At 53.9% G+C, this 12955-nt stretch carries 10 protein-coding genes; 2 read left to right on the forward strand and 8 right to left on the reverse strand.

Annotation, left to right across the window (positions count from 1 at the left end; translation table 11 throughout):
* From G7Y43_RS08845 to G7Y43_RS08855, 3 genes are all read right to left on the reverse strand, one after another.
* The coding region (locus tag G7Y43_RS08845; protein ID WP_165046047.1) for an MBG domain-containing protein at nucleotides 1–3395 on the reverse strand (3395 nt) is incomplete at its 3' end.
* An 839-nt stretch (nucleotides 3396–4234) separates the two neighbouring features.
* Nucleotides 4235–5218, reverse strand: coding sequence for a BsuBI/PstI family type II restriction endonuclease (locus G7Y43_RS08850; RefSeq protein ID WP_165046048.1), 984 nt, complete (start codon nucleotides 5216–5218; stop codon nucleotides 4235–4237).
* The gene (locus G7Y43_RS08855; RefSeq protein WP_206215113.1) at nucleotides 5194–6606 is read right to left on the reverse strand and encodes a methyltransferase; all 1413 of its coding nucleotides are present in this window, start codon (nucleotides 6604–6606) and stop codon (nucleotides 5194–5196) included. The genes G7Y43_RS08850 and G7Y43_RS08855 overlap by 25 nt, the downstream gene beginning before the upstream one ends.
* 79 nt (nucleotides 6607–6685) lie before the next feature.
* Here G7Y43_RS08855 and G7Y43_RS10610 point away from each other — a divergent pair, with 79 nt between their 5' ends.
* A complete protein-coding gene (locus G7Y43_RS10610) occupies nucleotides 6686–7048 on the forward strand; it encodes a DUF4143 domain-containing protein (RefSeq protein WP_255464378.1) in 363 nt (120 codons plus the stop codon).
* 548 nt (nucleotides 7049–7596) lie between these two features.
* Here G7Y43_RS10610 and G7Y43_RS08865 read toward each other — a convergent pair.
* The 4 genes from G7Y43_RS08865 to G7Y43_RS08880 form a co-directional block, all read right to left on the reverse strand.
* Nucleotides 7597–7917, reverse strand: coding sequence for a PDDEXK nuclease domain-containing protein (locus tag G7Y43_RS08865; protein ID WP_165046051.1), 321 nt, complete (start codon nucleotides 7915–7917; stop codon nucleotides 7597–7599).
* 4 nt (nucleotides 7918–7921) lie between these two features.
* Nucleotides 7922–8092 (reverse strand): hypothetical protein, encoded by a 171-nt coding sequence (locus tag G7Y43_RS08870; RefSeq protein ID WP_165046052.1) that lies wholly within the window; start codon nucleotides 8090–8092, stop codon nucleotides 7922–7924.
* Nucleotides 8093–8254: 162 nt separating this feature from the next.
* Complete coding sequence (locus tag G7Y43_RS08875) at nucleotides 8255–8683, reverse strand: PIN domain-containing protein (RefSeq protein ID WP_165046053.1); 429 nt, start codon at nucleotides 8681–8683, stop codon at nucleotides 8255–8257.
* The gene (locus G7Y43_RS08880; protein ID WP_165046054.1) at nucleotides 8680–8997 is read right to left on the reverse strand and encodes a type II toxin-antitoxin system RelB/DinJ family antitoxin; all 318 of its coding nucleotides are present in this window, start codon (nucleotides 8995–8997) and stop codon (nucleotides 8680–8682) included. Before G7Y43_RS08880 ends, G7Y43_RS08875 begins: the two co-directional genes overlap by 4 nt.
* 502 nt (nucleotides 8998–9499) lie before the next feature.
* Between G7Y43_RS08880 and G7Y43_RS08885 the strand changes: the two genes are divergently transcribed.
* Nucleotides 9500–10729: an ATP-binding protein gene (locus G7Y43_RS08885; protein ID WP_165046055.1), complete on the forward strand. Its 1230-nt coding sequence runs from the start codon at nucleotides 9500–9502 to the stop codon at nucleotides 10727–10729.
* Nucleotides 10730–10760: 31 nt separating this feature from the next.
* Here G7Y43_RS08885 and G7Y43_RS08890 read toward each other — a convergent pair whose 3' ends face one another.
* On the reverse strand, nucleotides 10761–12752 hold the full coding sequence (locus G7Y43_RS08890; RefSeq protein WP_165046056.1) for a lipopolysaccharide assembly protein LapB: 1992 nt from the start codon (nucleotides 12750–12752) through the stop codon (nucleotides 10761–10763).
* Nucleotides 12753–12955 lie beyond the last annotated feature (203 nt).

Consider the following 12955-nt stretch of genomic DNA (forward strand, 5'->3'; position numbering starts at 1 on the left):
GTCGTATTGCCATTCTTGACAACAGGCTCTTGCTTTTGCTCGCTACCGTTGTAGGCAACGTTAGCCAAAGTATCTACCGTCATGTCTTGGGTAGCTACGCCCTTAGGCTCGATGGTTAGCGTGCCAGTATTGAAGGTGACCGCATAGTTGCCCTGATTAACATCGCCATCAGGAGTGATCGTATAAGAGCCTGCGTCCTCACCCGACTCGCGGGAAAGCGTGTATGCAACGGTGTCTGTGCCAAGCGTTCCGTCAACGTTGGCGGTAAGCTCAGGATCAGCGGTGCCATAGACCTTGGACTTAGCCTCAGCTGTGACAGTCACAGGCGCAGGTGTGATCTTGAACTCACATTCTTTAGTGAAGCCAACGGAGACTCCCTCAACCCCAGGCCACGTTGCTTCAACTTTATACGTTCCGACGTTCGTTGGTGCCGCTCCCGCAACAAAAGGAATCCACTTTCCGTTCTCGGCTTGCATAAAGTACTCAGTGCTCGCCTCTCCAATTCGATTATCGGTTATCTCGGGAGAAACAGTGAGCGGATGACTATCAGAACCGGCCTCAGTTCCATCGTATACCCAGCTCTTAATACTTACGCTCGCACTTGGAATAGGAATCCATGTGGCATACAGAACGTCGTTTTCACTAGTTAGAGTAAATTGATCACCCGCAGAATAACTAGTGCCTTTGCCATCTGCCTGGGTATTCCAACCTGCGAAGATAAAACCTTCGTATACAAATTTGTTAGCGTCAACATACACAGCTCCATCGACAAAACCCTCGCTGGGAGCCATCTCGCCGGAGCCTCCGTTGCGGTCGTAAACCAAGGAATCAGTGTTGGGAGTGTAGTAGAGGTTGAGCACAAGAGAACCATCACCGACAACGATACCGGAGGTAACGGTCATCATACCGTTCTTTTCAAAAGCCGACTGGTAGGTATAACCCGGGATATCAATCGGATTGGCAGTAACCGTCTCACCGGTAGGCTTAGTGAAGCTTTCGGTCTTGTAGGGAGTTGCCGCAGTTTGAGCAGTATTTACCTTGTAATGCTTGACAGTGTAAGGAACTTCCTTTGCGTTGAATTTCGCATAATAAGTTGCGTTGTTCCAACCAGACTCGGGTTTGTTTGGTGCGAACTTATATCCGGTTACATTGCCTTCAGTATCAGTTATCTCGGTAGTAGTACCCTCTGCAAGCTGCGTGCAGGACTGGTCTGAGAACCAACCTACATACTCATATCCCACATTTGCAGTTGCGATGGAACCTGCAACCTGATTTGGCTCTGATGTCGTAACTAGGGATTCCCCTTCAGGACTAACGGTACCTCCCCCTATAGCAACATAACCAAGAGCAACGGGCTTAGGTGTCGGCGTGTATTGGGCGGTATACGTAATATCGGACGTAACCCAACCGACCTCCGGAGTCCATCCTTTAAACTCATAGGTGTAAAGACCGTCCTCTACGCGAGTTGGGATAGCGCCGTTATATTCTGGCATACTCCCGAACTCAACCTTTTCATCTTTCTCGAGAACTGTAGTTCCATCGTAGTCTACCCATGTGACCGTAATCTCTTGGCGCTTAAGTTTGACCCACACTTCTTGATTCGAAGTGATCTGACCTCCAAACTCATAAGTCGTTGTGCAATTCTTATCTGTATAGTACCCCTCAATGGCATAGCCCTCAGGTATATTTTTCAGATACCAGTCGCCACCCTGTTCTGGCTTCATGATCTCAAGGTTCGCGAAATAACCTCGAGTTCCCAAAGATTCTCCCTGTTGATGACCAGCGATGTCTGGATTTGCAAGCTTATAATCTACATCATACGCTGCCATGCGCAAGTCGAGGTGATAACTGAATCTCATGTTATCAGGAAAACCTGCACTTCCTGAATTGTCAAATAAGGCCGTATAGCCACTCGCATTGTCTCCAAACTTAGACGTATCAATGCTGTCGATATAATCAATCATCCTATTGTTTTTATTCTTATCGACGGTACTGGTGTCAAGGGTGTTTTTTAGTGCCTCCTTGACCACGCTCCAGTCGTTTAAATTATTGAGATAGGGACTACTTCCCTTAAAGACACTTTTTGGCAACTCGACTGTACCAACTGGGTAAAAGCCCCAGTCGTCTTTTTCGTATAAACCTACAAGGTTCTCGATATCGCTGTTGCCCTGCCAGCCGTTATCCATTACGTATACAGGAACGATTTCTGTTTTTTCGACAACATCACCACCAACAATAATCTTGAAGTAGGTAGTAACGTTTTCCCGTTTTCCAAGTACATTAGTATAGCTGTAATCGTGTCGCAGAATAGTCTCTCCCTCATTTTGGCCCGTAACTTTAACTGAGGTCCGTCGATAATCTGAGAGTGTAACGATGTCTGCGTCATTTTCACCAACTATTGACCACTGGTTTTCTTTGAGAATATGCCCTCGCGCATCACTGTCGTCTATCCTTTTCGACTCGTCAACATCAATTCTGATCTCCTGTGCATCCTGATAGTCTTCCACACTTGCTAACGGCTGAGACAGACCAAACAGAGGGAGGAAACCTCCGAAAGCGTCGAATGCCATGTTAGATGCAAGAGCATCCTCAGGAACGTCAGACTCATCATTGTCAGTTGTTATCTCTTCTCCGCTGATTACATCATCAGACTCGTCAGCAGTTGATTCCTCGCTGCCATCCGTCCCTTCTCCCTTGATAACAGTATCTTCAGTAATGGCTTCCGGCTCTACGGGCACAGCGGACTCTTCGGCCTGGTCGGCTTCGGTTTCAACGGTTATTTCCAGCGTGTTGTTTACGTAGGCGGCTTCAATGGTGTACACGCCGTCCTCTTCGCGCACGGGCACCTTGTCGGTTTCGGAGTTCTTCGCCTTGACCTCGGTTAACTTGTAACCAGCGTTGGCATAGGCGCTAAACTTCAGTTCCTTTGCGGCTTCCACCGTTAGCTTTACTTCGTCGGTGCCGGTAAGCTCCTGGTCCTCAACCTTTACGTAGGCGTCATGAAGCTGGAAGGTAACCTGAGCCTCGTCGGGGCGCACGCTTCCGCCCTGCGCATTGGCAGGGTCACTTGCTGCTGAACCGCTCGCATCCGGCTGCGTTGCAGGTTGTTGCGCGGCGGGCTGCTGCGCGGGCGTTGTCGCAGGCGTTTGCGTGGTGGGCGCAGTTTCAGGCGCAGTAGGCTGGTTATTTGTAGGCGCAGACGTAGACCCGTCGGTTCCCTGGCCGGAACCTTCGGCAACCTGTTCGGTGCCGGTTGCAGCACCCTCATTCGCTTCGTCGTTCACTTCGGCGAACGCCAGCGCATTCGTGGAGCTGAACGCCAGCGACACGGAAAGCAACACCGCCAGGAACTTACCTTCGAATGTGTTCCTTGCATCTATCAATCGCTCAAACATGGCAACCACCTTAACTTGACGTTTCGGTCGTCAGTTTTTCGCCCCGCACGTCGTCTGATAGCTGTAGCCAGACTCCCTCTTCGCAATTCCCCCGCATTTTTCGGTGTACCCCCTGTTATTATCGGCCCACCGGAAAAATGCTTGTGCGGAGCAAACTTTAGGTTATTCGTATTTTTACTGTTCAGCAGTCTTTTTCGCGAACCAACCTGCGACAAAGCATACTGACACTTGGTATCAAGTATACTACAGGTAGTTGACAAATACGCCATTTAGGTTATGGAGATTTGCCCCCTCCCCCCATAATCTATACAAGTGGGCGGGGTGCCACTTATTCGTCCGGCGCCTTTCCAATTGTCGTAGCGGTTAATGCCTCATGGAGGGGTTGCCGGGTCCTTGTGTGCTAGAATCGCGGAACTGGCAAAGTCCGACGCGGGCGGCGCTTCTTCTCGAGAGGAGTGATCGCTTATGTTTGAGAAAACTCTTTCTATCGTGGCTGCAATTGCAACCATTGCGGGGTTTATCCTCGAAATATGGAGGGAATGGAAATCGCGAGCGGATGACGAAGGTGAAGAACATGGGCGGTAGTGACCGCTACCGCCCTTAACTAACAACCTGCGCCGCCCGTAACCCTGTTAATCGCAGACGGGCTTTGCCGGTGCTTGTATTGTAGCAGTTTTTTCAGCGTTGAAATCTGCGTTTCGGTAACATTTCATTGCTGCCGTCACCTTTACCTTTACCTTTTCAAGTGGTCAGAAATGAGCATTTGACGGCGGTTCAGGGTCTCGATCGAACCGAACGTGTCCAAGATCGCGCTCAGGGCCACACTAAATAACCCAGAGTTACTCATCTGGCTCTACAACTCCGTACGAATACGGACCCATGAACCGCTCGCCATCCAGATGGATAATGTGATCCGGATCGGATGCGCACCAAGCTTCGGTTTCCCACGCTAAATCGGCAAGATACTGGCGCATCACCATTCTATCGGGGAAACAAGACACGAACACAAGCCTGCTCTTCCGCGACGCAAATAGGTCAACGAGTTCGCACTTGCGCATCACGTCTATCGGGCCATGCGTCGAACAGGCTTCCATAAGGAAGAGCCACTCCTTGTCCGCCATCCATACGATTAGGTCAGGTACCTTCCCGTGCTCAGGAAGCTCTATGCCTACGGAAGCCATCAGAGCTTCTTGCTGCGTTCTGAACGAATGATCGGCATCATCAATATAAAGCACTTGTCCGCCCGGAGCATACCTTGGGCAGAATTCCTCCACCATGTCTTTGATAAGCACATTCTGACCGCCAGCCGAGAGCATCACACCCGTTCCGTCAGGGAGCTCAACGGGTACTTTGTTCATCATACGAATCTCAGCTTGCTGTTGCCTCCACGTCTCGACACCACCCAGGAATTCAGCAATGCGCAGTTCGTAATCGTCCGTACCTACAGCATGAAGCACAGGAATAAGGTTGGGGTTCAAGCGATAGTTCCACTTGGGCGAGTTGATCGGCCTATCGGGCCGATCGGCATTCTGCTCAACTATCGCACCCACGCAGAATTGATGCAGTGTGAAACGACGTATCGTCTCTCGTGTGTTGGGAGCGTAGTCCTGTCCCAGACGATCACGCATCCAGTCCATTAGCCTTCGCATGGTGTACATGTCGTTCGTCGCATCTGCCCAGCTGCTCTCAGCGTCCATGTGTGCCAAGGAAAGAAGGGTGCGTGCGCTTCTCTCGTTGAAGCGCTCCTTGTCCATTCCTAAATCCATGAGCACTTCTTGCGCCTGTACGAGAAATTTCTCTAATTTTGAACCAGCGTCTTGCATATCCTGTCAATCTCTTCCTGCCCCATGTCGGCACGCCATATTAAGCCAACTTCTTCCAGTTTTTCCAGACTCGGGCACGGCATAGCCTTGATGTCACCCGCGTTCACCTGCGTGGAACCGCTCACGCCCCGAAACCACGTGTCCAAGTAAGTGGTGTTGAGCCACATCGAAAGCCCTCGCGCAAGCTCTACCGAGCGCAGGGGCACGACGTTTCTCGGAATTCCGGCATGGATGAAGTTCACGTGATTTTCCAAAGCCACATCACCCGTCAGCACCAAGGGATATGCAACAACGCGACGTCGCTCCTCTTTAGCAGAAAACCGCTTAACTGCCACATATGCGCCCGGCTTTATTAGCTGTCTCAATGCCTTCAAGTCCTTCGTCTTCGCCTGATACCACTGGGGCTTACCAATACGCAACGGATGCTCAAGTTCGCCATTGTGGAAATTTCCGGCATAGATCATTGGGAAAATGTCGTCACCCTCGGGCCTTTCCTCGAATATACGCTCTCTGTTCCTGAAGTCCACCACCTTGCCAGTAGAAGGACATAGCCCAAGCGAGGCGATAGTTTCAGACAGCCCATTGGCATCTTCGGGCGCAATGCGTACCACAAGTTCCTTGGGATCTATCAATTCTTGCGGATGATAACTTGTTCGCACTATCTCGCCGTCTTTGTCTACAGACTGAGATACAACAATTCTCTCAATCTGCTTGCGTTTAGAAAAATGCACGAGCATTGTTTCCTGTAAGACTTTCGTGTCGGAGAACACCTCACTTCTCGACCCGTATACATGGATCGCATCAAGTGAGAAATTACCGAGTGCGTATTCCCTGAACGAACGGAAGTAATCGCCGTTCATCCATGAGCGCGGGACTATAGCCACAAGTTCGCCCCCCGCAGCCAGACGAGAAAGCCCCACCGCCATGAATGCCGAGTACAGATTCGCCGAGCGGCACGGCAGTATACTTTGCCGGATGTCGCTCGCGGCCATCTTCTTGTAGGGTGGGTTGAGAATAATACGGTCATAGAGCTTGTCCGGGGTACCTACCAGCGCGTCTTCCTGAAAAAGCTCGTGCGGCACGCCAATAGTCGCCAGTTCTGCATCGCATATGGTCGCAAGAACAGGATCAGCTTCCACTGCATCAAGCAATTCGATATGCCCGTCATAGCGGTCGTAGAGTGCAACCGAAAGCATTCCCGTACCTGCACCTAAGTCGAGGCATCGAACGAACAACTGATCAGCCGAAAGCTCCGAGAACATCGAAACAGCGAGCCTCGCGGTCTCTGGCGGGGTCAGATGCTGCGCAAACGCGTTACGTCTCTCATCGGAGGTCATACGAATGGCATCTATGCGTGTTAAAGCAGCTCGTTCCATCACACTTGCCATTCGTCCCTCCTTGCCCTCCATTGAAGATACGATGCCCTTGGTATTCTATCCCACGCCTTACCTTCCGATCAGCATACGAATGGGTTTGCATCGCCTTTTCATCAATCGCACCTTGGAAGCCGGAGCCATGAGCGGGGCTTTCATGGAGAACTTCGTCGTGTCGGAGATATACAAGAGTTATCTGAACACCGGCGTGGAACCACCGCTTTACTACTATCGCGAGCGCAATGCGAAGGAAATCGACATTGTTATTGAAACCGACGGCAAGCTTCACCCCATCGAGATCAAGAAGACAGCTACACCTACGCGCTCAATGACACGCAGCTTCGGCGTGCTGGACAAGGGTTCCATACCGCGGGGACGCGGCGCCATCGTGTGCGCAGTCGAGAAATTCTCCGCTCTCGATAGCGACACCCTCGTCATCCCTGCCGGGCTCATCTAAGAGTGTGATGGAGGGGGATGACAAACCGTCTCGCACGAGAATTGGCAGAAACTGCATGTGCTAAAATCGCGGAACCGGCAAAGTCCGACGCGGGCGGCGCTTCTTCTCGAGAGGAGTGATCGCTTATGTTTGAGAAAATTCTTTCTATCGTGGCTGCACTTGCAACCGTCGCGGGGTTTATCCTCGAAATATGGAGGGAATGGAAATCGCGAGCGGATGACGAAGGTGAAAAACAAGGACGGTAGTTGCAGCTACCGTCCTTAGAAACTAACCTGCGCCGCCCGTAGAACTGTTAATCGCAGACGGGCTTTGCCGGTGCTTGCATTGTAACAGTTTTTCCAGCGTTGAAATCTGCGTTTTGGTAACATTTCATTGCTGCCGTCACCTGCTGCCGCTGCCGCCACCCAAACACCAAGCACCACAAACGCACCGTCCAATCGTCGGAAGCCTTTTTCGTCGTCTACGAGTCGCCCGCTTTTCAAGCGTTTGAGCTAAGGATATGCATGGAAAAGGAGCCCTGTGCGCAAAGTGGGACATGCGCGGCTGTCCTAAAAGTCGATCAACTCAACACTGATCTGTCCCACGGCGGAAGACATGAGCTTGTCGGCCTTGAGCTCGATGAGCACATAGGCGCGCAGCGGCTTGCAATAGAACACCATATCGGCGTAGTCGTTGTCACCGCCCACGGGAATGCGCACGTTGCTGCCCACGAACATGAAGCCGCGCCCCAGCTCCAGCATGAACTTCTCGATCTGCGCGACAAGAGAGCGCTGCAGGTCGCGCTCGAGCGGTGCTGCATCGTCGGGCAGATCCAAAAACTCCAGCACATAGGGGTTGCGGACGGCGTCTTTGGGCTCCTGGTAGACCACGCCCTCATTGGCGAGCGCCAGGATGTCGGCGAGCCGCCGTGGTGATTTTTGCGATTGCGTCCGCAAGTTCCGTAAACGATGGATGTTCTCCGATGTGGGCGGCGTTCTCTTGAATATTCCAGACGCTGTCTGGAATATTCACCATCAACTCGTTGTCCTTGTTGCTATGCGCCATTTACCCTCCGACTTTCAGTTCACGTTAAACGACGGCGCCCCATTCTATCAAATCGTATTGACATACAAGAGTGTTAACACAACCTCAGCCCGCAGTGTGCTATGCGGTGCGCACTATAGTTAGAACGGGTGTGCGCAAAAAAGTGGAACATGCGCTGCTGTTCTAAAAGTCGATCAACTCAACACCGCGCTCTTTGATGAACTCGGATGGCGAGCAACGGTGAATGCCCACGTCGTGGAAAGCGGACGTATCACGCGTCACAATACAATCAATCTCATCCGCAAGGGCAGCAGCAGCTACGATACCATCCTCGTAATCGGGGCGCTCTAAGGGTACTGCGTTTCGGCACACCAAGTCATCCACCGTAAGCACTCGGGAAAGCTTTAGCATTTTTTCCACCGCCGCGTAGGCCACATCAGGGTCCTCCATACGCTCAACGATAAAGAAAACATCTTTGAGAGATGTAGCAACCATGCAAATTTCGTCGCCTTCATCTACGCAGTCAATAAGCGCCATGAAGGAATCCTGGTAGAAGCCCTTGCGTCCTAACACGATATCGAGCCACACGTTGGTATCGAAGAGCACTTTCATACGAGCGCCTCATACTTCTCTATAAGGCCCTGTAAACGCATATTGTTCAGATCATCGTCGGTCACATCGGACGATCGAGAAACAATGCCCAGAAGACTGTGGGCAACGTTTTTCTTGTACGTTTTCTCGTCTATCTGGGCTTCGCTGTACTCCTTCAGAACGCAATCGGGTATTTCACGAGTGCGCGCCATAACGCCCCATAATGCACGAATAGCCTGCGTGGTTGAAATGCCATGTTCTTTGAGAACGCTATCCCCACGCTCCTTGAGAGCGGGGCTGAGCCGCACATTAATGGTTGCGGTAGTCTCGGCCATAGCTCCTCCTTAGATCTCGTTTGCATTATTGTAATGCAAACGAATTCCATACTGCAAACTTCTTTCTATCGTGGCTGCAATTGCAACCATTGCGGGACTTATCCTCGAAATATGGAGGGAATGGAAATCGCGAGCGGATGACGAAGGTAAGAAAGAGCAAGGACGGTAGTCGCCGCTACCGTCCTTAAAATCTAACCTGCGCCGCCCGTAGAACTGTTTACCGACAGACGGGCTTTGCCGGTGCTTGTATTGTAGCATTTTTCGCGGCGCTGAAAGGTGTGTTTCGGTAACATTTCACCTACTCCTGCCGTTGCGTCAACATATCGCTGTTTGACCGCTGTTTGACCAGCCGAACCGATCTTTCCATCGAACTATTTACGCTCATCTGCGAAAAAGCGTCAAGTCACCTATAAGAATAATAGCTCGGATAACGAGGCTAGACTTTTAGGCTAAAATACGATTAATCCGTATTTTAGCCTAAATCGAGAAAATCGAGGTCGCTATGCGCTATATCAACCGCACCATGGAACCACTTGTTCATTCTATCGCGGAGCAGTTTTCCGTTGTGCTCGTTACCGGGCCGAGACAGGTTGGCAAGTCCACCATGCTTGAGCACGTCATTACCACACGCCATGAGCTCATTGAGGTTGTCACCCTCGACAACCTGACAGAACGTCAGATGGCCATCGACGACCCCGCTATGTTCTTCCAAATCCACAAGCCGCCTGTCCTCGTGGACGAAGTGCAGTACGCTCCCCAGCTGCTCGGTCAAATCAAACTGCTTGTCGACCAAGGAGCACCAGCTGGATCGTTTTGGCTCACCGGATCGCAGCAATTCAAGCTAATGGAGCTTGCCGGCGAATCCCTAGCCGGCCGCGCCGCCGTGCTCCCCCTCTCTTCCCTCACCCAGGCTGAAGCGCTGGGAATTACCCCCGTACCATTCTCACTCGATATCGACCTATGGAAGACGCGCGAGAAAGCCGCGCCGCCCGCCGACGTCACCAAGCTGTTTGAGCGCATGTTCCGCGGTGCGATGCCGGGCATCCTCTCCGGGAAGTACGACAACCTACCCGTGTTCTACTCAAGCTACATACAAACCTATATCGAACGCGACGTGCGGCGATTGCTTGGAAATGTCGATGCGCTGCAGTACGCAAGCTTCATGCGCGCCACGGCGGCCCGCTGCTCACAAATGCTCAACGTGGCCTCCATTGCCGAGGACGTGGGCATTCGACCCGACAAGGCGAAACAATGGCTTTCGATTCTCGAGAAGTCGGGGATCATATTCTACCTGCACCCCTATTCCAACAATCAGCTCAAACGCACAGTCAAGGCCCCTAAGCTCTATTTCCACGACTGCGGTCTCGTAGCGCACTTAACTCGTTGGACCAGCGCTAAAACCTTGGAGGCCGGAGCCATGAGTGGGGCGTTCATGGAGAACTTCGTCGTGTCGGAGATATACAAAAGTTATCTGAACACCGGCGTGGAACCACCGCTTTACTACTATCGCGATCGCAATGCGAAGGAAATCGACATCGTCATCGAAACCGACGGCAAGCTTCACCCCATCGAGATCAAGAAGACAGCTACGCCCACCCGCTCAATGACGCGCAGCTTCGGCGTGCTGGACAAGGGCTCCATACCACGGGGACGCGGCGCCATCGTGTGCGCAGTCGAGAAATTCTCCGCTCTCGATAGCGATACCCTCGTCATCCCTGCCGGGCTCATCTAAGAGTGTGCGGGTGGCCAAAACGCCTCACACACTATCCTTCACGCAGGGATCTTCCTATTGCCGAAAGAACGTCATCTCGCTTGATGCGACCGAGCATGGTTGCCAAAGGCGCGGCGGCGAGAGGAAGGTTGGCGTCGCACAGCTCTATTAGCGCTTTCGACATGAGCTCAACAACCTCGTCGGTCGACGCCTGCGGAATGCCGCCCACACGCAAGGTGGCGGCTATTTCCGCCGCACCCATAGGCTCGCGATTGCCCATTTCCTCAAGCAACTCGGCAAGCTCGCGTTTCGCCGCCGAGCCCATCTGCGCGTCTTCGGGCACCATGCCGTAGCACGCCACCGCCTCTTCCAAGCGTCCTGTCTTCCACAGCGCATATGCCAGGCGGTAATACAGATACGACACGGCGTCATCGAACACCTGATAGCGCAGCGCGCGCGTTGCCACATCAACCACAAGGTCGTAGCGATTCTGAGACGCGTGCACGGTGATGAGGTCCTGATATGCCGATGCGCTCGTGGGCGCGCACTTCACGCAGGTTTCCGCCTGCTCGAGCGCTCCAGCGGCGTCACCCATTTCCAAATATAGAATCGCCAACGCCGAACGCGCCGCATGCCTCACGTCGGACGCGCGACGGTAACGCTGTTCGGGCGCGACTCCGGTAAGATCGACCAGATACCGGGCAAAGACGTTATCGCAGTACAGAAGCGGAGTTGTCTCGCGCTCGTCGCCGCTTGCGCTCGCGGTGTCGCCCGCCGCGAGCAGCTCTTCCAGCTGCGCGGTTGCCAGAAGCGGCGCGTCATCGCGATCGGCCAGCGCTAACCGCAGCCGCTCGGAGAGCGCCTCGTCCTGCACGCTCATCACATCGAGGTCGCACACGCGGTCGGCATGCAGCACGTTCGCCAGCTCGTTCGGCAGCACACGTATGTCCTGCGCCAACGGCGTGCGACGCTCGGACAAGCTTGACGCCAGCGGCTCGACGGGCTGGTTGTGCCCGAAGGTATCGGGCGAGATCGCCCAGCGCGCAGGATGCAGCAGTGAGAACAGGAGCGCGGGATCGAAGTCGCCCGTTTCCTGGGAAAGCGCGCCCGCCTTGATCGACGGCGCTGTGCCCATCACGAACGGCATGCGCTCGAACTCGAGCGACAACACTACGGGATTCGAAAGCTGGCTTTCGTGCCCGTGCACGCACACACGCGCAATGCCCACGCTTGCACCGAACGCCGCACCCGTCATTAGCATGACCAGGCGCAACGCGTATGCAGCAGCGGCGCTCGGGCGCTGCGCGGCACAATCGAGCCATTGATTGCCAGCCTCGACCCACCGCGAGCGCGGCATGTGATCGGGCGCGGGCACCGTAATGTGCATCTCAACCGCGCCGCCCGACATGTCGCAGTCGAGCCGGTAGTCAAGCCGATAGGGCAACACCACCGACTCGCAGAACTCGGCGAGTCGCGTGAGCACGTCCCAGTTCCCACCGCGCACGCCGGCAACGCCGTTCAGCGTAAGGCGGTCGTTGCCTTTCTCGCTGCCCGAAAGGTAGCGGTCGGCATCCCAGCCGATGGTACGCATGGTGTGCCAATCGTGCCGCGCACACAGTTCCTCGGTGCATGCTGCCGCCTGCGAAAATCCCTCTTTCTTCAGCGCCTGGCCGATGAAAAGCATACGGTTGAGCGCCGATTCTACGCCCAGCACGCAGGAAACCTGCTCGGGGGTAAGGTCGCTGGCGTCGAATGCGAACCAAAGCAGCCCGGTGCTCGACAGATGGCGCACGGAGATGGGGTGTTCGACGGCGATGCTGCGGATGTTGGCGGCACCCACTTCAGTGAGCAGGCGCGCGGTGTAGCGCTCAAAGCCCGTGACCGATGGATCGTTTGGCGCCGCCATCGACACGCGGAACAGCAGCCCATCGATAGCGTCGGGCAGAGGCGTGGTCTTAAACTCGTAGATCACATCGGCGGTGGAAAGCCCGTTTGCGGCGCCCATGGCGCCCTTCTTCACCTTGTTGCGAAACCGGTCGAACACATTCGCTCCTTTCTGCGCGATGCCCACGATTGTGACACAACGTGCCCGCCCGCGCCAGATGCGTCTCACAATTTAGGGAGCCCACTTCGTCGCGCCAGGTGTCACCCCTCCCCAAGGAGCAGGATGGCAGCGCGCTTATCGCGCCGGGAGAACAACGCCTGGTGGCAGACTGGTCGCGCTGGGAGAACAGCGCCTCGTGGCGC

It is taken from the genome of Adlercreutzia sp. ZJ138, assembly GCF_011038935.1.
Classification (GTDB): domain Bacteria; phylum Actinomycetota; class Coriobacteriia; order Coriobacteriales; family Eggerthellaceae; genus ZJ141.